The organism is Rhizobium sp. SVR5-9E, assembly GCF_056755095.1.
Genome location: NZ_JBNDHS010000317.1, coordinates 1 through 318, shown reverse-complemented (window position 1 = coordinate 318; position 318 = coordinate 1). Strand labels below are relative to the sequence as shown.

The window sequence follows — 318 nt, the reverse complement described above, 5'->3', positions numbered from 1 at the left end:
GAGACTGATGTGCCGGGAAGGCTTTCAGGTCGCTATCCACAGCCTGAAGACCATAGAACGGCGCTTCACCGCTCAGTGCTGCGCTGGCGGCTTCAACGGCGTCAGCACCGTACATGCGAACAAACGCATTCAGGTATTGCAGCGGCTGACGATCTTCTTCCTGCGCGAGAAGCAGCAGGGTTTGCAGGCAGCGATAGTAGTTAGTGCGCTCGGCAGAGAAGACAGACTGGTTAAACTCCATAGTCCACTCGGTCCAGGCCAGAGCCTGATCCAGATCGCCACCAGCCAGTGCCAGCATTGCTTTCAGCTCACCAATAC

1 protein-coding gene is annotated in these 318 nt (G+C 56.9%); it reads right to left on the bottom strand.

Translation table 11 applies throughout. From position 1 onward, the window contains the following. On the bottom strand, window positions 1-318 hold a 318-nt coding region (locus tag ACPYOJ_RS34985), incomplete at both ends, for a hypothetical protein (RefSeq protein ID WP_481420325.1).